Below are 20,358 nucleotides of genomic sequence, written 5' to 3' on the forward strand. Positions count from 1 at the left end.
ATTTTTCGCAAAGAGCATTGACGGGCCAGATCGGCTCCCGCATAATTCCGCTCCTGACGACGCGCCCGTAGCTCAGTTGGATAGAGTACCTGGCTACGAACCAGGCGGTCGGGAGTTCGAATCTCTCCGGGCGCACCAGTCAGATAAAAAACGACAAGCCACCGCTTGTCGTTTTTTTTTGCCCTGTCGCGGCGCCGCGATCGCATCGGGACAGGCTGCGGCAGCGCATTCGCTCGCGGTTGGTCATGCCGACGACACGCAGGTGTAGACGAATCGCCGCAACTCGTGAATAATCCCGCGCCTGACAACGCGCCCGTAGCTCAGTTGGATAGAGTACCTGGCTACGAACCAGGCGGTCGGGAGTTCGAATCTCTCCGGGCGCACCAGTCAGATCAAAAACGACAAGCCAGCGCTTGTCGTTTTTTTTGTCTGCGCTTCGGCGATTTGCACGCCGCGCGCAGGGACCGGTGACGCACCCATACCGTGGCGTTGCGCCGATCACGGCACCCGTCTCGCACACGGGCGTCCGCACCACCGACGCGCACTCCAGAACGCGACGCAGCTTGCACACCGCCTCGCGCTCGCCTGCGCGAACGCCGAGGCCGCCGACCGACTCAGGCGATGGTGTCCACCACGCCACCGTCGACGCGCAGCGCCGCACCGGTGGTGGCGGATGCCTGCGGCGAGGCGACGTAGACGCAGAGATTGGCGACCTCCTCCACGGTGGCGGCGCGGCGGATGATCGAGCTGGCACGATGCGCCTTCACGAAATCGGCGGCGACCTCTTCCAGCGGCTTGCCGGACTGCTCCACCTGCTCGGCCAGCATGGCCGCGACGCCCTCGGTCAGCGTCGGCCCCGGCAGGATGGCATTCACGGTGACGCCGGTACCGGCCATGCGCTTGGCCAATCCGCGCGCCAGGGCGAGATCGGCCGTCTTGGTGACCCCGTAGTGGATCATTTCGACCGGGATATTGAGTCCGGACTCCGAGGAGACGAACAGCACGCGTCCCCAGCCCTTGTCCGCCATCCGCGGCAGGTACGCGCGCGACAGGCGCACGCCGGACATCACGTTCACCGCCAGAAATCGCTCCCACTCCGCGTCGGGCGTGTCGAAGAAATCCTGCATCCCGAAGATGCCGGCGTTGTTGACCAGGATATCGACCGCAGGAAGCGCCGCGACGATCGCATCGCAGCCGGCTGCGGTCGCCACGTCGCCCGCCACGGCGCGTACGCTGGCAGCGGGGACATCGCGCTTGAGTGCGGCAACCGCCGCCTGGGTGCGGGCCTCGTCGCGGCCGTTCAGCGCCACTTCGGCGCCCGCCGCGGCCAGCCCCTTGGCGATCCCGAAGCCGATGCCGGCGGTGGAACCGGTGACGAGGGCGGTTTTCCCGGATAGATCGATCTTCATGGCTGTCTCCATGCATGAGGGTGAGGGTGAGGATCCGCTGCGACGCCCTTGCGGGATCGCCACCGACACGGGCTTGCCGCGCCGGTGTTGCCGTCGCCGGATCATGGACGCATCCGCGGGCGAGCAAGTGAACGCACCCTGGTCGCCACGCCAGCTCGGCCACGCCAGCGGGATGCGGCGACGCAGGCGGAAGGATCGAGCGTATCAGGGCATGACGGGCGCCCCTGCCCACCTCGCCCACGCCTGCAGACGAGCCACGCGCCGGCATCGACGGGCATGCATGCGCCTGCGCCTCGTGATGTCACTGGAACGCATGACGCTCGCGCTGCGGCGACTCACGCCGCGATCGTGTTGCTTTTCGGCGGTGGCGCCACTGCAGCAGCGGGGCCCAGCGCAACCAGCGGATGACCCGCCGCACGCCACGCCTCCAGGCCACCGCGCAGCGGCAGCACATCCTCGAAGTCGTGCTGGCGCAGGCGCTTGGCCAGCACCGCGGCCGAGACCTCGTTCGGGCAGGCGCAGTAGATGACGATCGTGCGATCGCGCGGCAAGCGCGCGACCAGTGCCTCGACCTGACGCTCGTCCACTTCCAGTGCGCCGGGGATGGCGTACGGCTCCAGCGTGCGGTAGCCCGGGGCGCGAATGTCCAGCAGCAGCGGCGGGGTCTCGCTCTGCAGCAGCGCATGCAGCGCGTCGACGTCGATGCGCAGGGTCTCCATCGCCTTGCGCAGCGTATGCCGGCGCCAGGCGCGGTAACCGATGTACAGCGCCAGCAGGCCGACCAGCAGCAGCGCCGCGCGCCTGCCGAGCAGGCTCAGCCAGTCCAGCAAGTCCTGCACCTGGTCGGCGAAGCACAGACCCAGCAACAAGCCGCCACCGGCCCACAGCGCCGCGCCCAGCGCGTCGTAGCGCAGGAAGGCTGCAGGACGCACGCGCATGGCGCCGGCCATCGGCACCGACACCATCGACAGGCCTGGCACGAACTTGGCCACCGCCAGCACGCGCACGCCCCAGCGCGAGTAGAAGCGCTCGGTGCGCTTCATGCAGGTGTCGCGCGACAGCGACAGCCGGCACAACGACTGCAGCGTGCGGTTGCCGTAGCGACGGCCGGCGCCGAACCACAGCAGGTCGCCGAGCAGGCTGGCCACGATCGACACCGACAAGGCGCCCAGCAATGCGCTCCACATCGCCGCCCCATCGAGCAGCGCATAGGTCGCGCCGACCAGGATCAGCGTGGGCAGCGCCGGCACCGGCAGGCCCAGCGACAAGGCCAGGACGTTGACGAAGACCAGCCCGAGTCCGTAGCGCGCGATCAGGTCCTGCATGGCATGGCGGGCGGAGAGAAGAGGATGCCGCGCATTATCCTCCCGGCATCCGCGGCGCGCATGGGCGCGACGGCATCACCGGCGGAACAGACCCATCCATCGCCACCCTGCAGGACGCGTTGCCGGTGCCCCGACGTGCATCACCCGCCCTCGTCCAGCCGCGCCGCCATCTGCGCCAGCCACGCCGAGAACACGCCCGGCGCGCGCATGCGCGCGCGCCACCAGGCCAGCGCCGCGCCCTCCTCGCCGCTGCGCCAGGCCAACTGGAACACCTCGTCCGGCTTCGGCTCCTCCACGGCCTTGCGCACCAGCGCGCCCCGCGCCAGCGCCGCGCGCGCATAGGGCTCGGGCAGAAAGCCGAAGCCGAGCCCGGCCAGCTGCAACCGGTACTTGCTGCGCATGTCCGGTACGGTCAGTGCGTCCTGGCCGAACAGCAGACCCACCGTGCGCGGCAGCAGCCGCCGCGCCGAATCCGCCACCGCGATCGCGCGATGCGCACTCAACTGACTGCGGCTGAGCGGTTCCGGCGCCTGCGCCAGCGGGTGCCCGGGCGCGACCGCGAACACGAACGGCAGCGTGCCGAGCGGCTCGGCCACGTAGCCGCCGCCGCTCGGGCCTTCGCCGGCCGCCCCGACCAGCAGATCCACCCGGCGGTCCAGCAGCGCCTCCCAGGTGCCGGACAACGATTCCTGCACCACCCGCAAGCGGGTGCGGTCAGCGACCGCGTAGAACGCCGCCATGTCCTGCGCCAGGCACTCCGGCGCGAACACCGCATCCAGGCCCAGCGCGAACTCGGTCTCCCAGCCAGAGGCGACGCGGCGCACGCGCAGCTCCAGGTCGCCGGCCGCGCGCAGCAGATGGCGGCCTTCGCGCAGCAGTTCGGCGCCTGCGGCAGTCGGCACCGCCTTCGGCCCCAGGCGCTCGAACAGTTGCACGCCCAGGTCCTCCTCCAGCTTGGCGACCGTGTAGGAGATGGTCGACGGCACCTTGTGCAAGGCCTTGCCGGCGGCCGAGAACGAGCCGCGACGGTCGATGGCGTCGAGGATCTGCAGGGCATCGAGGCTGAGCTTGAGCATTCGAATTTTTCGATGATGGATACCAAATCTATCCGTTTTTCAAACCCAGCGACAGCGCGGATACTTGTTCCCAAGCCGAAGCGCTAGCGAAATCAAAGCAAACAGCGCTTTCGATCCACTTGCACATCAATGTCACCAAGGAGCCTCCCATGCTGCAGATCCGCCCCGCCAACACCCGTGGCCGCGCCGAACACGGCTGGCTGTCCTCGCGCCACACCTTCTCCTTCGGTCACTACCACGACCCGCGCTACATGGGCTTCGGGCCGCTGCGGGTGATCAACGAAGACCGCGTGCAGCCCGGCGAGGGCTTCGGCACCCACGCCCATCGCGACATGGAGATCCTGTCCTACGTGGTCGACGGCGCGCTGGAGCACAAGGACAGCATGGGCAACGGCTCGGTGCTGCGCTACGGCGACGTGCAGCGCATGAGCGCCGGCTCCGGGGTCACCCACAGCGAGTTCAACCATTCGGCCAGTGAGCCGGTGCACTTCCTGCAGATCTGGGTGATGCCCGAGCGCGCCGGAATCGAGCCGGGCTACGAGGAGAAGCACTTCGCCCCGGACAGCAAGCGTGGCCAGTTGCGGCTGATCGCGGCCCCGCAGGGCGAGGAAGGTGCGGTGCGCATCCATCAGGACGCGCGCATCTACGCCTCGATCCTCGACGGCGACGCGCACCTGGACTATCCGCTGGCGGCCGGGCGCGGCGCCTATGTGCAGGTGGTGCGCGGCACCCTGACCGTCAATGGCCAGACCCTGCAGGCCGGCGACGCCCTCCAGGCGGTCGACGAGGCCAGCCTGCAGTTCGCCGACGCGCAGGACAGCGAGTTCCTGCTGTTCGATCTGCCGCGCTGAGCGCTGCAGCCCAGGTCGTGCCCGGGGCCATGGACCGGGCCACGACCGCGACCGCGCGCAATCGGACCGCGCAGCGGCGCCACGGCGTCGCTGCGCCTCGCCCCCCCGGCGTGCTCACGCCACCCTCGGCACCCCGTAACGCGTCCTGCACGGCCTCCGCGGCAATGCTTCCGCTCTCCCTCCCCTATTGCCGGTATGCCGGCCGAGAGCCTGCCGATGCGCCACCCCACCAGCGCCGCCTATGCCACCCCCTCGCGTATCCGCGAAGGGCGTCCCTTTCCGCGCGGCGCCGTGTTTGACGGACAGGGCACCAACTTCGCCCTGTTTTCGGCGCACGCCACCCGCGTGGAGCTGTGCCTGTTCGACGAGGCCGGAACCGAGACGCGCCTGGACCTGCCCGAATACACCAACGAAATCTGGCATGGCTACCTGCCCGACGTGAAGCCCGGTCAGCGCTACGGCTATCGCGTGCATGGCCCCTACGCCCCCAGCGAAGGCCACCGCTTCAATCCCAACAAGCTGCTGCTCGATCCCTATGCCCGCGAACTCGAGGGCGACCTGATCTGGGCCGACGAACTGTACGGCTACACCGTCGGCCACCCGGACGGCGACCTGAGCTTCGACGAGCGCGACAGCGCCCCGTTCATGCCCAAGTGCGTGGTGGTCGAGGACACCTACGATTGGGAAGACGACCAGCGCCTGCTGACGCCGTGGAACCAGACCCTGGTCTACGAGACCCACGTGCGCGGCTACACCATGCGCCACCCTCAGGTGCCGGACGAGTTGCGCGGCACCTGCGCCGGGCTGGCGCAGGAACCGGTGCTGCGCTACATCAAGGAACTGGGCGTCAGCGCCGTGGAGTTGCTGCCGGTCCATGCCTACCTCGACGACCAGCACCTGCTCGACAAGGACCTGCGCAACTACTGGGGCTACAACACCCTCGGCTTCTTCGCGATCAAGTCGCGCTACCTCGCCAGCGGCCACCGCGACGAGTTCCGCGACATGGTCAAGGCCATGCACCGCCAGGGCCTGGAGGTGATCCTGGACGTGGTCTACAACCACACCGCCGAGGGCAGCGAACTGGGCCCCACCCTGTCCTTCCGTGGCATCGACAACGCCAGCTACTACCGCCTGGCCGAGGACAAGCGCTACTACATCAACGACACCGGCACCGGCAACACGCTCAACCTGAGCAACTCGCGGGTGATCCAGTTCGTCAACGATTCGCTGCGCTACTGGGCCGGCGAAATGCACGTGGACGGCTTCCGCTTCGACCTGGCCACCATCCTCGGCCGTGAGCCCACCGGCTTCGACCAGCGCGGCGGCTTCCTCGACGCCTGCAACCAGGATCCACTGCTGTCGCAGGTCAAGCTGATCGCCGAACCCTGGGACTGCGGCCCCGGCGGCTACCAGGTCGGCCACTTCCCGCCGGGCTGGTCGGAGTGGAACGACAAGTTCCGCGACAACGCCCGCGCGTTCTGGAAGGGCGACGACGGCAAGCTCGCCGAATTCGCCACCCGCTTCACCGGCTCGGCCGACCTGTTCGACCGGCGCGGGCGGCGCCCGTGGGCCTCGGTGAACTTCATCACCGCGCACGACGGGTTCACCCTGCACGACCTGGTCAGCTACAACGGCAAGCACAACGACGCCAACGGCGAGGACAATCGCGACGGCTCCGATCACGACAGCTCCTGCAATTACGGCGTAGAGGGTGAGACCGACGACGCCGGCATCCTGCAACTGCGCGAGCGGCAGATGAAGAACCTGCTGGCGACGCTGCTGCTGTCGCAAGGCACGCCGATGCTGCTGGCCGGCGACGAACGCGCGCAGACCCAGGGCGGCAACAACAACACCTATTGCCAGGACAACGAGATCACCTGGATCGACTGGGAACGCGACCCGAGCGAGGGTCGCCTGACCGCGTTCGTGAAAGCGCTGACCGCGCTGCGCCGGCGCTACCCGATCCTCACCCGCGGGCGCTTCCTCAACGGCCAGTACAACGAGGAAGCAGGCGTACGCGATCTCACCTGGCTCAATCCCGGCGGCACCGAGATGGACGAGGCGCACTGGACCGACGCCGGCGCGCGTTCGGTCGGCCTGCTGCTGGAAGGCAAGGCGCAGACCTCCGGCGTCAAGGAGCTGGCCAACGACCACACCTTGCTGATCGTCATCAATGCCTACCACGAGGGAGTGAGCTTCGTGCTGCCCTCCTCGGAAGAGGAAACGCATTGGAAGCTGGTGCTGTCCACCGACGACGCGCTGCAGGTCGACAGCATGCCGGCCGGTGCCAGCGAGTTCCTGGCTCCGCCGCGCAGCGTCAGCGTGTTCGAGTGTCAGGCGCCTGCGCCGGCGTGATCCCACGCCGCGTTGCGCACTGACAGCTTTTCGCCCTTCGCCGCCAGCATGCGATGCTGGCGGCGAGCGTGTCTGTGCACATGACCGACAGCACGGCAGCACGGCTGACGCCTCGCCGCGTAGACCTCAGTGTCAGCTGCGCTGTCGACGGGCGCAGCATGGACTGCATGCGCAGGTCCGCTCTATGCGTGCGCGCGACTGCCAATGTGAATCGTTGCCTGGTCTTGCCCACGACTCGTCTCGCGGAGCGCAATGCAGTCATCCCGCCTCGCGAGAATTGCGGCGGTGCGTGGTAGCGCCGCGCTCGAACCCGGTCACTTGCGTGCCGAACCCGCCACATCCGGCAAGCGCCAGCCGCGTCTGATTCGAAAGACGCCTCGCACCGAAACCACGATGCAGCACCCGCTGCTGACGGCGAAGAACTGCTGAAAGAGCGCGCTCGGTTTTCAGCATCTCTCTGCACGGCACGGATGCCGGCGCTGCCACGCCGCTGCGCCAGTGACACGACATCGCGTCGCGCTACCACAGCGCCGCCGCAGTGCAGGTGCAATTGGCCCGCATGGCCTTTGGCACAGTGCTGGAGGACGTAAGCTCGTTACGCTGAGCGCCCACCCGCTTCCCCATCCGGCATGCGCGACTCGACTCAACACAGCACCTTCCCGCCAGCTAACGGCATCGCCGTCATGCGCCACCCGTTGCTGCGCATCGCGCTGAGCGCCGCAATTCTCGCGCTGGCGTCCTACCCATGGCTGCCGTTTCCCTGGCGGATGCCGGTGGTCGGCCTGCTCGGTCTCGCCCTGGTGTGGCTCGAGACGCGCTCGCCCGCGGCCTGCGGTGTCGCGCGCCCTCGCCTGCTGTCCGTGATCGGCTGGACGGCCCTGCTGGTGCTGCTGACCGTCGGCTTCATCACGCCGGTGCTGCAACCGCTGATCGATGCCATCACCGGGCACAAGACCGACTACAGCGCCTACGGCGCACTCAAGGGCAACGTCCAGGCCACGACCCACTTGATCGGCGCGGCATGGCTGAGCGCGGCACTCGGCGAAGAACTGGTGTTCCGCGCCTTCCTCATGCACCAGCTCGATGCCCTGTTCGGGCGGCTGCGCGGCGGCCGCTGGATCGCCGCACTGGCCGGCGGCGTGGTGTTCGGCCTGATGCACGCCGCGCAAGGCGCCTCCGGCATCCTGCTGACAGGCGTGGTCGGCATGATGTTCGGGTATGCCTATCTGCGTTCCCGGCGCAACCTGTGGGCGATGATCCTCGCGCACGGCCTGATCGACACCTGGGGCGTGACCACCCTGTATCTCGGCTGGTACTGACGCAGCGCAGGCGCAGACGCAGGCCGCCGATCGGCCTGCCGATGCTGACGAACGGCTCCGCTCGTAGCTGGAGGACGGAAGATCGCGCCGCTATCCCTGTGCCCTCCGGCGCAAGACCCTAAGCACTCCCGTACGAGGAATGCGCCATGACGCGTTTGATGAATAGCACAGGCGTCAGCGCGCAACCCGTCCGCCGCCTAAATGGCGCGCGCGCATCGGCTCGATTTTCACTCGGGCGCTACCGGCCGGCGCTCAGTTTGGCTGATGCCCACTTGAGGGCATCCCTACTGCGGAGTCAACGATGGACAAGAATCGCACCGAAGGCGCCAAGAACCAGATCAAGGGCACCGTCAAGGAAGTCGCCGGCAAGGTGACCGGCAACAAGATGAAGGAAGTCGAAGGCAAGATGCAGAAGAACGCCGGCAAGGTACAGAGCGAAGTCGGCAAGGCGCGCGACCACGCGCGTGGCTGAGTTCCAGGCCTTGGTGCTCCCCTGCCGTGCATGGCTGGGGAGCTTCTGCTAGCGGCGTCAGCTTGCCGACTCTCTGGTTTGCCGATTTGCTCTGCGCATTGGACTCTCTGGATTTGCTCAGGCCTCTAGGGCAATTGGCGAATCGACCGACGTATCGAACATTGCCGCCATGCAATCAGCTATGCCGTCACACCAGTCGGTCGGCGACGCGCATGGCGAGCAAACACCAGGACACCGGCTTCCAAGCTGGTGGATCGCGTCCACAACGACCTGGTGCACTGCGCACTCAACTAGGTCCGCAAGCAGCCCAACTGCACCACCAATCGAGTTCGCACGAAGATCGTCACGGCGACAGTTCGCGCCGGAACTGCATGCTGCACGCCCGTCCACGCGCAGCGGCGTCACTCCAGGTGCAGACGTACGCCGCAGTGCCACACGCAGTGGCGTCCCATGACATCACTCAGGAGTCGCCGCTGACGTGGGAGCAACTGCGAGACGTGGCAGTGCTCGCGATCGCCTCCACGATGGACGACACCATGTCATCCGCCGCGCGTTGCCTGGCCTGAGCCGGCAACCCGATAATGTTCGGCAGCTTGTCCGAACACAAATCTACCGATGATGCTCCTCGCCTCAATCAAACAATCGATCGCCATCACCGCCTCACCCAGAGGCGCAACACGTTTGCTCTTTTTACTACTTACTGCCACCCAGGCTGGCATGACTGCGGCGGCAGCAACGGGTGCAGCACCCGCCGAAATAACGGCCAATGATTTCACCGTGGAAATCAACAGCCATCCTTTCTCCCTCGGTGAAAACTGGAGCGATCAGGTCAGGAAGCAGGCGGGCAGCCAGATCAGCGAAAGCTTCGTGGGAGATGTGCCGGCCGGGGACACCAGCTACAAGTACTACCAGCACCGATATGCCGGCTTTGAAATCTACACTGCGAACTTATTCTGGCAGATAGAGCAGCGCGACATTGACAGCTACATGATTGCGCAGATCACCATCAGTGCGCCCGCGGTCAAAACAGCCAGGGGTGTCACGGTAGGCGACACGCAGAGTGTGCTGATCGGCAAGTATGGCCCAGGCACGGCAGATGACAGAGACGATCAGCACTGGCGGTATTATGAAGCCGGCAACAAACGCATCTCTTTTCAGCTTGAACATGGAAACATCAGCCACATCATGATGACCCTCGACCCGGGCAGCTGAAAGCAAGCGCATGTGATGCGGCACGCAGGATCACATCAATACCCGCTGCCAATGCCACCGAACCGGCTTTTTTTCGCCACGCTTGCAACACCTACTCAGACGCAGCGACGATTCGCCGCCCAAGCGACGCCTCCAAGACGCGTCACTGCCGTCCATCTCGTCGAAGGTGACGTGAGCGACCCAACCTTGATGCGACTCCACTGCGCACGATCACGGCAAGCCCGCTGAAGTACGCAAATGCGCGGCCGGCGGCGCAACAGGGACGTTGAGACTTGAACCAGCCAGGCGGGCGCGGTCGCATGTCGCGCCGGTGCTGCGCGTTATGGCCTTGCAGCCGAAATGCACTCGCCGCTCGGCCGGAACGCGCAACGAGTGGAGCAGACGCCACCCTCGCCACGGTCGAAGGAGTGCGCCACACCAATGAAAGCTCCAGGCGAGCCTCCAGGGCGACCAAGGAGCACACGCGCAGAAGGCGCTCGCTTGCCGCGAGCGCCATCCGGCTTCGGCCTGGCTACAAGCCCCTCGACCCGAGAACGTACCGCTGCACGGTGAGGCGTCTTCCCAAGAGAAGCCCCGATACGGCCATTCTCCAACCGCCCTTGGCGTTGGTTATGCCTTGCGAGCGAGATGCAGGAAGTACCCCGCCCCCACCAATGCGAGCAGCCCGAAGATGATCCCGTTTTTGCCGTTTTCGCGCCGCGCTTGCAGCGCTTGGTCCGGCGTCACAACCACGCGATCGCCCAGCCGCAATCCCCACACTTCGCGCTCGCCGTCTTCTTCGGAAAAGGTGACGCGCACCGGTGCTCCTGCCCTGATCTCATTCCACAGAGGATCGATACCTGGAAGGATGCTGGAATACTTGAATTCGTCACCCGCGGGTGCCACGGTAAAGTTGACGCTTTGCAACCTTGACTTGCTATGCGATGCGTGGACCGAGCCCACCGTCCCACTCGACTCGAGCAGCCTGTCCGGCACAGCCGATGGTCGGCTCAAGAAGGTGACCACGCTGGCAACTGTCATGCCAAAGCAGAGCACCGCGATGATGATGAAACGAATCTTGTGTGATTGCATCCGGATACCAGAGTAGGAAAGAAACGCCGCCAGTCTGCGGCGTGCACATTCTTAGGAGAGCGGCCGCATTGGTCAATGCGAAGTTGCCTGCTCGATCGCACACGGCCGTCTTCATCGCGTGCCTGCCGAAGGTGCGCTGTCATCAGGCCTAGCTGGAACGACCGAATGAACTTCATGCAAGCAGCACCATGGAAACTCAGTGCAACACGCGCTCTCTTTTCGCGAGGAGATGGCCATGGGCCGCAACGGTGAGTCCACGCATGCTCTTGCTGACCCGAGATGAGCGTTCGTCGTTACTCACCTAGTCAATCAAGAGAAAGCCCATGAGGATTGCCGCGCGCAGTGATAGGCCATCACGCGCTTGCGGTCGAACACGCTCTGTTCTGGCAAAGTCTTGCAGCATGTCCAGGTATCGATGGCACTGAACTGCTGTCACTGGAACATCTGCAGAAAAAGTCGAGCGCTTGTGCGCCACGCATAGAGCAGCACATGCGTGTGATGGAGCGCGATCCACCGCGTCGCGCCGTTCTTCAACTGCGCGAGATATCCGGGCCGAAGATGCGCTAGATCGGACCACAGTTGAGCACATGCTGCAGGGGCTCCTTACCCACTGCTTTTGCGCTGCCAGCCCAGGACGCGTGCAGAGAAGCCGCCTCGCAGGTAGTGGTGCGCTTTGCATGCCTTCAATGCGCTTCGTGCACGCGAGAGCCCGGCACCGATGCAGGCAGGAACATGCCTCCGCGCCGTCTGGCGCAAGAACCAATGCGAGAAGTCTTTCCATGCAAGCTCGTTCGGCAACACGATCTGCTTGCCCTCATGCCAGTTGACGACGTACAGCGCTGTACCGCCCTGAGCCCGCGAGTCTTATGGACGATTGTCATGGCGGGCGCCGGTCTCGGATGTTGACCAGCATCTATCGCGATGGCGGAGGTCACGCCGACCAGAGGGCCCTCGCCGATGGGCATGATGACCTTGCACGAGGGAAGCGAGGCGAACGCTAGACGAAGGCACGGGAAGCGGCACGATTGCCGCGTCGCCAGTTGCCGAAGCAGCGACCGAGCCTTGGTCTCGCCTCTCCACCGGCCCGCACAGGCTCTGCTGGTGGCTACACGCACTTGAGGTCCGCACGCGATGCCACGCCCTTCCGCCACCGCAACGATTCCTTCGCCGCCCCATGCGGCTTGTCCTGATACGGATGCGCCGTAACGGCTTGAGCGTGGGCACAGCAGACGACAAGCGGCAGCGCATGGTCGAGTGCAGCACGATCGCAGGTCGCACGGTACTGACTGCGCTGCCGCTCTCGCGTTCAAAGCGCACCTGCAGCTCAGCAGGAGCGCGCAAACAAGCGCAGTAGCGACGGTCTCGCCGCACGTCAGGGAGTGCGCGGCTCGCATGGAAGTGTCCAAGCGAGTGTCCAAGGTCGGGAAAAAGAAAAACGCCCACAAATCGTCGATTTGCGGGCGTTTCCTTGACACTGGCGGAGTGAGAGGGATTCGAACCCTCGATAGAGCTTTTGACCCTATACTCCCTTAGCAGGGGAGCCCCTTCAGCCACTCGGGCATCACTCCGGATTTATGCGCTGCGGATATTCCGCGACCGGGCGCGAAGAATACCGGGTTGTGGGGGCTCAGGTAAACCCTTTTGACGCATCAATCGGCAGATTGATCGCCGTGACCGCCGCCGTGCGAGTTCGGCTCGTCGCCGCGCTGGATGCGCTGGTAGATCTCTTCGCGATGCACCGCCACGTCCTTCGGCGCGGTGATGCCGATGCGCACTTGATTGCCCTTGACCCCAAGCACCGTCACGGTGACCGAATCGCCGATCATCAAGGTTTCGCCTACCCGGCGAGTCAGGATCAACATTGTTTGAATTCTCCAGGGAACCGGTGGGTCTCACCGGCACGGCGCCCGCGCTGCGGCACGCCCCATAATGAAAGGGAAAAGAGGGGTGATGTTACGGGAAGCCGCGCCTTGCCAGCAAGGCACGCGGCTCGGGTGTTCAGGGGAGATGTTGCTTGACCCAGGCCGGGACGCCGGCGAGCGCAGGGGCAAGGGCGGGCCCGTCCTCGCCACCACCCTGGGCGAGGTCCGGGCGGCCGCCGCCCTTGCCCGAGATCTGACCGGCGATGTGGCTCAACAGTTCCCCGGCCTTGACCCGCCCCATTGGGCTGCCGTTCACGCCTGCGACCAGGGCGACCTTGCCCTCGCTGGCGCCGGCCAACACGATCACGCTGTCGCCCAACTGCTGCTTCAGGCGGTCCATGGCCTCGCGCAGGGCCTTGGCGTCGAAGCCTTCCAGCCGCACCGCCAGCACCTTCACGCCGGCAACGTCGACCGCCGAACCGGCCAGGTCGGCGGTGGCACCGGACGCCAGCTTGGCCTTCAGCGCCTCCAGTTCGCGCTCCATGCGCTTGTAGCGGTCGCCGAGCTGGCGGATCTTGTCGACCACGTCGTGGCTGTTGCCGCCGACCAAGTCGGCCGCCTCGCGCAGCCGGGCCTCCTCGGCCGCCACGTAGTCCAGCGCGCCCTGCCCGGTCACCGCCTCGATGCGGCGCACGCCAGCGGAGACGCCGCCTTCGCTGGTGATCTTGAACAGGCCGATGTCGCCGGTCCGCCCGACATGCGTGCCGCCGCACAGTTCGGTGGAGTAGTCGCCCATCTTGAGCACGCGCACGCGCTCGCCGTATTTCTCGCCGAACAGCGCCATGGCGCCGAAATCCAGCGCCTCCTGCATGCCCATCTGATGCACTTCGGCGGCGTTGTTGGCCCGGACCTGCTGATTGACCTTGCGCTCGATCAGCGCCAGTTCCTCGGCCCCGATCGGCTGGAAATGCGAGAAGTCGAAACGCAGGCGATCCGGCGCCACCAGCGACCCCTTCTGCTGGACATGGGTGCCCAGCACTTCGCGCAGTGCGGCATGCAGCAGGTGCGTCGCGGAGTGGTTGAGGATGGTGGCGCCGCGGCGCTCGGCATCGACCTGGCCGGCCAGGACATCGCCGATCTTCAGGCTGCCTTCTTCCAGCGTGCCGACATGGCCATGGAACTGGCCGGCGAATTTCTGCGTGTCGGTGACCGTCAGGCGGGTGCCGGCGGCGGCCAGTGTGCCGAGATCGCCGACCTGGCCGCCGGATTCGGCATAGAAAGGCGTTCTGTCGGTCAGCACGATGACTGCGTCGCCGGCCTGGACCGACTGCACCGGGCGACCGTCCTTGAGCAGGGCGACCACGCGCAGGCCGTCGGCCTGCAGGCTGTCGTAACCCAGGAACACGGTCGGGGCCAGGGTCGCCACCAGGTCCGCCGGCAGCTGCACGCCACCGCCGAACTTGCCGGCTTCGCGCGCCCGCCGGCGCTGCTCGTCCATTGCCGTCTCGAAGCCCTGCTCGTCCACGCGCAGGTCGCGCTCGCGGGCGATGTCCTGCGTCAGGTCCAGCGGGAAGCCGTAGGTGTCGTACAGGCGGAAGGCATCTTCGCCGGCGATCACCCCGCCCTGCGCCTTGGCGGCGACGTCTTCGAAGATCTTCATGCCGGCATCGAGGGTTTCGGCGAAGCGCTCCTCCTCGGCCTGCAGGGCGCGCAGCACGGTGTCCTGGGCCGCAGTCAGCTCCGGATAGGCCTCGCCCATCAGTTCCACCAGGGTCGGCACCAGCTTGCTGAAGAACGGCTGGCGCACGCCGAGCATCCAGCCATGGCGCAGGGCGCGGCGGATGATCCGGCGCAGCACGTAGCCGCGGCCTTCGTTGGACGGCAATACGCCGTCGACGATCAGGAACGCGCAGGCACGGATATGGTCGGCGATCACACGCAGCGACTTGTTCTCCAGGTCGGCGGTGCCGGTCAGCTCGGAGGCCTTGCGGATCAGCGTCTGGAACAGGTCGATCTCGTAGTTGGTGTGCACGTGCTGCAGGATCGCCGCCAGGCGCTCCAGGCCCATGCCGGTATCGACGCAGGGCGCCGGCAGCGGCACAAGGGTGCCGTCGGGCTGGCGGTCGAACTGCATGAACACCAGGTTCCAGATCTCGATGAAGCGATCGCCGTCTTCGTCCGGCGAGCCCGGAGGACCGCCGGCGATGTGCGCGCCGTGGTCGTAGAAGATCTCGGTGCACGGGCCGCAGGGACCGGTGTCGGCCATCTGCCAAAAGTTGTCCGAGGCGTACGGCGCGCCCTTGTTGTCGCCGATGCGCACGATGCGCTCGGCGGGTACGCCGATCATGTCGCGCCACAAGGCATAGGCCTCGTCGTCGGTGTGATAGACGGTGACCAGCAGGCGCTCGGCCGGCAGCTTCCAGACCTGGGTCAGCAGTTCCCAGGCCCAGGCGATGGCGTCCTTCTTGAAGTAGTCGCCGAACGACCAGTTGCCGAGCATTTCGAAGAAGGTGTGGTGGCGCGCGGTGTAGCCGACCGAATCGAGGTCGTTGTGCTTGCCACCGGCGCGCAGGCAGCGCTGCACGTCCGCCGCGCGCACGTAGCTGCGCTTCTCGGCGCCCAGGAACACGTCCTTGAACTGCACCATGCCGGAATTGGTGAACAGCAGCGTCGGGTCGTTGCCGGGCACCAGCGGCGCGGACGGCACGATGGTATGGCCCTTCCCCTTGAAGAAGTCGAGGAAGTCGCTGCGGATCTGGGAGGTGGAGAATTTGGCGGGTGCGTTCATGGGCTGGCTATAGACGAGCGGACGGGCTTCCGGCAACTCCCTCCTAGATGAGGGCGCCACGGAAACCGGACAAGACAACTCGCCAAGGGTAGCAGGCCCGGCCCGCTCAGTCCTCCGTAGCGTCGCGGACCGCGGCGCGGATGCTGTCGCCATCGAAGCCACGCCGTGCCAGCAGATCGGCGGCCTTGCGCCGCTGCGGCAAGTCCATCGCCCCGGCAGCGCCGAAACGGCGCCGCACCAGATCGCGGGCGTTTTCGGTCCAGTCGCCTTCGAAAGCGCCCATCGCGGTGGCGATGGCCTCGCTGTCCAGGCCGTGGGTACCGAGCTCGGCACGGATATGCAGAGGGCCGTAGCCGGACCCGGCGCGACTGCGCACCAGCAGTTCGGCGAAGCGGCCATCGTCCTGCCAGCCCTCGCCGCTCAGGCGCTCCACCGCCTCGGCGGCGGCCTCGGCCTCCACGCCGCGCGCGCGCAGCTTGCGGGTCAGTTCCTTGCGCGAATGCTCGCGCCGCACCAGCAGGCCCAGCGCTTTCTGCAGCGGCGTCTGCTCAGCTTGCCGGCGACGCCGGCGTGGTTCCTGCGCGTGTTCGTCGCTCATGCGCCAGCCACCCTACTCTGAAAAATGCGCCGTCCCTGGCGCGCGCCCTCCTGGCTTGCTCAAGACTGCCGAGGGAGACGAGCGGCACTGACTCCACCGCTCCCCCGGCAGAAAACCGTTACGCGTCGTCGTCTTCCGCCTCGGCCTCGCTCGGCGCGATCTCCGTGGGCTGGAACTTCTCGCGCAGCTCGCTTTCCAGCTTGGCCGCGACCTGCGGGTTGTCGCGCAGGTAACCACGGGCGTTGTCCTTGCCCTGGCCGATGCGCTCGCTGCCGTAGCTGTACCAGGCACCGGCCTTCTCGACCAGCTTTGCTTCCACGCCCATGTCGATCAACTCGCCCTCGCGGCTGATGCCTTCGCCGTAGAGGATTTCGGTGATGACCTGCTTGAACGGAGGCGCCAGCTTGTTCTTGACGACCTTGATCTTGGTCTGGTTACCGATGATCTCGTCGCCCTTCTTGATCGCGCCGATGCGGCGGATGTCCAGGCGCACCGAGGCATAGAACTTCAGCGCGTTGCCGCCGGTGGTGGTTTCCGGGCTCTGGCCCGGCATCATCACGCCGATCTTCATGCGCAACTGGTTGATGAAGATCACCAGGGTGTTGGAGCGCTTGATGTTGCCGGTGAGCTTGCGCAGCGCCTGGCTCATCAGGCGCGCCTGCAGACCCGGCAACTGGTCGCCCATCTCGCCTTCGATTTCGGCCTTCGGGGTCAGCGCGGCGACCGAGTCGACCACCACGATGTCCACCGAGCCCGAGCGCACCAGCATGTCGGCGATTTCCAGCGCCTGCTCGCCGGTATCCGGCTGCGACAGCAACAGCTCGTCGACGTTGACGCCCAGCTTGGCGGCGTAGATCGGGTCCAGCGCGTGCTCGGCGTCGATGAACGCGGCGGTGCCGCCGTTCTTCTGGCACTGGGCGATGGCCTGCAGGGTCAGGGTGGTCTTGCCCGAGGATTCCGGACCGTAGATCTCGACCACGCGGCCCTTCGGCAGGCCGCCGATGCCCAGCGCGATGTCCAGCATCAGCGAGCCGGTCGGGATCACTTCCACCGCTTCGATGACGCGATCGCCCATCCGCATCACCGAGCCCTTGCCAAACTGCTTCTCGATCTGGCTCAGGGCGGCAGCGAGCGCGCGCTTCTTGTTCTCGTCCATTGTGGTGTCCTTGGAAGGTGAGGAGGATTTGCGGAGTGAGGTCAATGTAAGGGCCTGGTATCGCACGGACTGAGACAGTGCGTGGCGAGATGAAAATAATTCGTCCGCACCGGGCTGCGGCAGCGGCGAATGGCGATATCTGGGGTCGGAAAAGTCCGGCCGGCGCTGTAGTGCATGCCCTGTTCCACGCGCGGCATCAGCGATTGGGGCGCAGCAGGCCGCAGTACAGGCCTTCGATGGCGAACTCCTGATCCGGCAGCACCTCGATCGGCGCGTAGTCCGGGTTCCGCGGCAACAGGCGGATGCGGTCCTTGCCGATCTTCAGCAGCTTGACCGTGATCTCCTCATCGATGCGTGCCACCACGATCTGCCCGGAGCGGGCATCGCGGGTGCGGTGCACGCCGATCAGGTCGCCGTCGAAGATGCCTTCGTCGCGCATGGAGTCGCCCTGCACCTTCAGCAGATAGTCCGGCGCCGGCGAGAAGAACACCCGGTCCAGCACCACGAAATCGTCCGAGCCGATGTCCGCGCCGATCGGCAGGCCGGCGGCGACGCGCCCGAGCACCGGCAGGCGCAGCACGTCGGCGCTGTCCACCTGTGCCGCCGGCGGCGGGGTCGCCGCCCCGCCGAGCAGGCGGATGCCGCGCGCCTGTCCGGGCACGCGGCGGATCGCGCCGGCCTGTTCCAGCGCTTCCAGGTGGTACTGGGCCGCGCGCACGCCTTTGAAGCCGAAGGCACGGGCGATCTCGGTCTGCGACGGCGGCACGCCATCGTGTTCGATGCGCTCGGCGATCAGGTCGAGGATCGCCTGCTGGGTTTCGGTCAGGTCCATGGTTAGTAGTAATACTACTAAATCGACTGGCGAGCAACTGGCGCGTGGAACCGGAGTGCCGGTGCGCAGCGTTGCCGGCGGCTTGGGCAGGTCCGCACGGCAGCCTGCCGTCGCTGACAGGCGCCTCGCGGCCTCTGCTTCGCGCGTCCTTCCAGGCGGCTCTGCATCTCGTCATAGCGCTGTGGGCAGAGCGATTTGGCCACATCGCGCCGGGGCTGAAGCCCCTCCCACAGTGGGAGTAAGTGTGCGCTGGCTCTCGTGGACGCGGCGCGGTGCCCGACCCACAGCCTCGACGCCTTGCGGCGGAGCGTGCTCGACGGTGTATGCCGCGCTCAGCGCCCGCTGCGCCAGATCGAGAACAGGATCCACACGCCCGACAGCGCCGCGCCGATGAAGCCGCAGACGCCGATCGCCAGCAGCCAGCGGCTGGAAATGCCGCCGACGCTGTTCATCACGATCGACGAGCCGATGATCAGTGCGGCGGTGACGATGCCCATGGTCAGGCGGTTGGCGGCGCGGTTGACCTGGTCGCCGAAGCCTTTCAGCGAACCGGTCTCCACGTTCAACTGCAGGCGCCCGCGGCGCGCCGCCTGCAGCAGCCGGCGCGTGTCGCGCGGCAGGTCGCCGAGCAGTTCCAGCGCGCCCAGTACGGTGCGCCGGCCGCGCCGGGCCATCGCCCGCGGCGCGAACCGCTGCAGCATCACCCGCTCCAGGTACGGGGCGGCGGCGCCGGCCATGTCGAAGTCCGGATCGAGCTGGCGCCCCACCCCTTCCAGGGTCAGGAAGGTCTTGATCATCAGCGCCAGGTCGGCCGGCAGCGCCAGCGCGTGCTGGCGCAGCAACGCGGTGACGTCGCCGAGCATGGCGCCCGCCCGCAGGTCCTTCAGCGGCACGCCGCGGTACTGGTCGACGAACGCGGCGATCTCCAACTGCAGGCGCGCCTCGTCGACCTCGACCTCGCCGTCGGTCCACTCCAGCAGGATGTCGGCCACCGCTTCGGCGTCCTGGGTGACCAGCCCGTGCAGCAGTTGCACCACCTGGTAGCGGCGCTGCTCGGAAATGCGCCCGACCATGCCGAAGTCGATCACCGCGATGCGCTCGCCGGGCAGGTAGAAGATGTTGCCCGGATGCGGATCGGCGTGGAAACAGCCGTCCTCCAGCACCATCTTCAGCACGATGTCGGCACCGGTGCGCGCCAGCCGGCGCCGGTCCAGGCCGGCGGCTTCGACCCCGGCCAGGTCGCGGCCTCCGATGCCGGCGACGAAGTCCTGCACGTTCAGCGTCTCGCAGGTCCACTGCCAATGCACCCGCGGGATCACGATCTCGTCGTGTCCCTGGAAGTTGGCGGCGATGCGCTCGGCGTTGCGGCATTCGCCGGCGAAATCCAGCTCGCGGCGCAGCGACAGGGTGAACTGGTGCACCACCGCGGCCGGGTGGTAGCGTTTCAGGTCCGGCGCGCGCGCCTCGACGATCTCGGCCAGCCGCGCCAGCAGTCGCAGGTCGGCCTCGATCACCTCGCGGATGCCGGGGCGACGCACCTTGATCACCACCGCGGTGCCGTCGTGTAGCCAGGCGCGATGGGTCTGCGCCAGCGAGGCGGCGGCCAGCGGGGTTTCCTCGACCTCGGCGAAGATCGCCGTCGGCGCCTCGCCGAGCGCCTCGATCAATTGCGGCAGGATCTGCGGATAGTCCAGCGCCGGCGCCGCGTTCTGCAATTCGCCGAGTTCGTCGATCCACTCCGGCGGCAGCAGGTCCACGCGCGTGGCCAGCACCTGGCCCAGCTTGACGAAGGTCGGGCCGAGATCCTGCAGGGCGCGCCGCACCCGCTGCGGCGCCGACATGCGCAGCATCTCCTCGGCGTTGTGCCAGTGCAGCAGGCGCCCGGCGCGTTCCAGCACGTCGGCCATGCCAATGCGCCGGACCACGTCGCCGAACCCGTAGCGGATCAGCACCGAGGCGATTTCCTGCAGACGCCCCAAGTCGCGGACGGTGCTCAGCGCCTCCCACATCGCGCTCATCCTCGGGGAAGGCG

At 66.7% G+C, this 20,358-nt stretch carries 15 protein-coding genes and 3 tRNA genes; 7 read left to right on the top strand and 11 right to left on the bottom strand.

From position 1 onward, the window contains the following. Nucleotides 1-61 precede the first annotated feature (61 nt). Together FHR56_RS06495 and FHR56_RS06500 are read left to right on the top strand one after the other, a co-directional pair. Nucleotides 62-138 (top strand) — tRNA-Arg (locus tag FHR56_RS06495). A gap of 171 nt (nucleotides 139-309) precedes the next feature. After that, a tRNA-Arg gene (locus tag FHR56_RS06500) sits at nucleotides 310-386 on the top strand. Nucleotides 387-614: 228 nt separating this feature from the next. Here the strand turns inward: FHR56_RS06500 and FHR56_RS06505 are convergent. The 3 genes from FHR56_RS06505 to FHR56_RS06515 form a co-directional block, all read right to left on the bottom strand. Next, a complete protein-coding gene (locus tag FHR56_RS06505) occupies nucleotides 615-1,409 on the bottom strand; it encodes an SDR family oxidoreductase (protein WP_160946575.1) in 795 nt (264 codons plus the stop codon). Nucleotides 1,410-1,744: 335 nt separating this feature from the next. Further along, entirely contained in the window at nucleotides 1,745-2,734 is a 990-nt protein-coding gene (locus FHR56_RS06510) for a VTT domain-containing protein (protein WP_160946574.1), read from the bottom strand. 140 nt (nucleotides 2,735-2,874) lie between these two features. Beyond that, nucleotides 2,875-3,810 (bottom strand): LysR substrate-binding domain-containing protein, encoded by a 936-nt coding sequence (locus tag FHR56_RS06515; protein WP_160946573.1) that lies wholly within the window; start codon nucleotides 3,808-3,810, stop codon nucleotides 2,875-2,877. Between the two features lie 149 nt (nucleotides 3,811-3,959). On the opposite strand from FHR56_RS06515, the gene FHR56_RS06520 reads away from it, so the two are divergent. The 5 genes from FHR56_RS06520 (at nucleotide 3,960) to FHR56_RS06540 (ending at nucleotide 10,019) form a co-directional block, all read left to right on the top strand. Next, nucleotides 3,960-4,661 (top strand): pirin family protein, encoded by a 702-nt coding sequence (locus FHR56_RS06520; RefSeq protein ID WP_160946572.1) that lies wholly within the window; start codon nucleotides 3,960-3,962, stop codon nucleotides 4,659-4,661. Nucleotides 4,662-4,877: 216 nt separating this feature from the next. After that, entirely contained in the window at nucleotides 4,878-7,016 is a 2,139-nt protein-coding gene (gene glgX, locus FHR56_RS06525) for a glycogen debranching protein GlgX (protein WP_160946571.1), read from the top strand. A gap of 767 nt (nucleotides 7,017-7,783) precedes the next feature. Continuing rightward, nucleotides 7,784-8,335: a CPBP family intramembrane glutamic endopeptidase gene (locus FHR56_RS06530; protein ID WP_184502598.1), complete on the top strand. Its 552-nt coding sequence runs from the start codon at nucleotides 7,784-7,786 to the stop codon at nucleotides 8,333-8,335. Between the two features lie 301 nt (nucleotides 8,336-8,636). Beyond that, nucleotides 8,637-8,807: a CsbD family protein gene (locus FHR56_RS06535; RefSeq protein ID WP_019797255.1), complete on the top strand. Its 171-nt coding sequence runs from the start codon at nucleotides 8,637-8,639 to the stop codon at nucleotides 8,805-8,807. A 615-nt stretch (nucleotides 8,808-9,422) separates the two neighbouring features. Further along, complete coding sequence (locus FHR56_RS06540; protein ID WP_237473111.1) at nucleotides 9,423-10,019, top strand: hypothetical protein; 597 nt, start codon at nucleotides 9,423-9,425, stop codon at nucleotides 10,017-10,019. 609 nt (nucleotides 10,020-10,628) lie between these two features. Here the strand turns inward: FHR56_RS06540 and FHR56_RS06545 are convergent. The 8 genes from FHR56_RS06545 to FHR56_RS06580 form a co-directional block, all read right to left on the bottom strand. Continuing rightward, entirely contained in the window at nucleotides 10,629-11,090 is a 462-nt protein-coding gene (locus FHR56_RS06545; protein ID WP_160946569.1) for a hypothetical protein, read from the bottom strand. Nucleotides 11,091-12,565: 1,475 nt separating this feature from the next. After that, nucleotides 12,566-12,658, bottom strand: a tRNA-Ser gene (locus FHR56_RS06550). An 81-nt stretch (nucleotides 12,659-12,739) separates the two neighbouring features. Then, a complete protein-coding gene (csrA, locus tag FHR56_RS06555) occupies nucleotides 12,740-12,952 on the bottom strand; it encodes a carbon storage regulator CsrA (RefSeq protein ID WP_010341308.1) in 213 nt (70 codons plus the stop codon). A gap of 136 nt (nucleotides 12,953-13,088) precedes the next feature. Continuing rightward, nucleotides 13,089-15,740, bottom strand: a complete 2,652-nt coding sequence (alaS, locus tag FHR56_RS06560; RefSeq protein ID WP_160946568.1) for an alanine--tRNA ligase — start codon at nucleotides 15,738-15,740, stop codon at nucleotides 13,089-13,091. A 106-nt stretch (nucleotides 15,741-15,846) separates the two neighbouring features. Further along, entirely contained in the window at nucleotides 15,847-16,338 is a 492-nt protein-coding gene (recX, locus tag FHR56_RS06565; RefSeq protein WP_019797330.1) for a recombination regulator RecX, read from the bottom strand. A 118-nt stretch (nucleotides 16,339-16,456) separates the two neighbouring features. Beyond that, nucleotides 16,457-17,494 carry a recombinase RecA gene (recA, locus tag FHR56_RS06570; protein ID WP_160946567.1) on the bottom strand — a complete coding sequence of 346 codons (1,038 nt, stop codon included), beginning with the start codon at nucleotides 17,492-17,494 and terminating at the stop codon, nucleotides 16,457-16,459. A gap of 196 nt (nucleotides 17,495-17,690) precedes the next feature. After that, nucleotides 17,691-18,326 (bottom strand): transcriptional repressor LexA, encoded by a 636-nt coding sequence (gene lexA, locus FHR56_RS06575; RefSeq protein WP_160946566.1) that lies wholly within the window; start codon nucleotides 18,324-18,326, stop codon nucleotides 17,691-17,693. 332 nt (nucleotides 18,327-18,658) lie between these two features. Further along, the gene (locus FHR56_RS06580; protein WP_160946688.1) at nucleotides 18,659-20,335 is read right to left on the bottom strand and encodes an AarF/UbiB family protein; all 1,677 of its coding nucleotides are present in this window, start codon (nucleotides 20,333-20,335) and stop codon (nucleotides 18,659-18,661) included. Nucleotides 20,336-20,358 lie beyond the last annotated feature (23 nt).

The organism is Xanthomonas sp. F10 (assembly GCF_014206815.1).
Lineage (GTDB): Bacteria > Pseudomonadota > Gammaproteobacteria > Xanthomonadales > Xanthomonadaceae > Xanthomonas_A > Xanthomonas_A indica.